The organism is Streptomyces sp. NPDC030165, assembly GCF_055573595.1.
Window position 1 is genome coordinate 1 of the sequence record NZ_JBVIBD010000079.1, and the last position, 1,223, is coordinate 1,223.

At 73.4% G+C, this 1,223-nt stretch carries 1 protein-coding gene; it reads left to right on the forward strand.

Annotation, left to right across the window (positions count from 1 at the left end):
- The coding region (gene dxr, locus ACZ4Z1_RS42500; protein WP_468492080.1) for a 1-deoxy-D-xylulose-5-phosphate reductoisomerase at nt 1–1,223 on the forward strand (1,223 nt) is incomplete at both ends.

Here is a 1,223-nt window from a genome sequence, read left to right on the forward strand (position 1 = left end):
CTCGCTGACCCGCATCTGCGCTTCACCCCCGCCCCGCTCACCTGCGGCGGCGACGGGCCGCGCGACATCGTGATCCTCGGCTCGACCGGCTCGATCGGCACCCAGGCCATCGACCTGGTGCTGCGCAACCCCGGCCGTTTCCGGGTGACCGCGCTGTCCGCGGCCGGCGGCCGGGTGGCGCTGCTGGCCGAGCAGGCGCACCTGCTGCGGGTCCGTACGGTGGCGGTGGCCCGTGAGGATGTGGTGCCGGCGCTGCGCGAGGCGCTGGCTGCCCGGTACGGGGCGGGGGAGCCGCTGCCGGAGATCCTCGCCGGGCCCGACGCGGCCACCGAGGCCGCGGCGTCCGAGTGCCACACCGTCCTGAACGGCATCACCGGCTCCATCGGTCTCGCGCCCACCCTGGCCGCCCTGAAGGCGGGCCGCGCGCTGGCGCTCGCCAACAAGGAGTCGCTGATCGTCGGCGGCCCGCTGGTGAAGGAGCAGGCGCAGCCGGGCCAGATCGTGCCCGTCGACTCCGAGCACTCCGCCCTCTTCCAGGGCCTGCTGGGCGGCCCCCGCAAGGAGGTCCGCAAGCTGGTCGTCACCGCCTCCGGCGGGCCGTTCCGGGGCCGTACGAAGCGGGAGCTGGCGTCCGTCACGCCGGAGCAGGCGCTCGCGCACCCCACCTGGGCGATGGGCCCGGTCATCACCGTCAACTCCGCCACCCTGGTCAACAAGGGGCTGGAGGTCATCGAGGCGCACCTGCTGTACGACGTGCCGTTCGACCGGATCGAGGTCGTCGTCCATCCGCAGTCCTACATCCACTCGATGGTGGAGTTCACCGACGGTTCCACCCTGGCCCAGGCCAGCCCGCCCGACATGCGGATGCCGATCGCGCTCGGTATCGGCTGGCCGGACCGGGTCCCGGACGCGGCGCCCGGCATCGACTGGACCGAGGCCCACCGGTGGGAGTTCCTGCCGCTGGACACCGAGGCGTTCCCGTCCGTGCCGCTGGCCTGCCACGTCGGCGGTGTGGGCGGCACCGCGCCGGCCGTCTTCAACGCCGCGAACGAGGAATGCGTCGACGCTTTCTTGAAGGGCGGGCTGCCGTTCACAGGAATTGTCGATACGGTCGCCGAGGTGGTCGCGGAGCACGGTACGCCGGCCCGGGGAACCTCCCTGACGGTCGCGGACGTCTTGCAGGCGGAAACCTGGGCGCGCGCCCGCGCCCGTGAGCTGGCCGC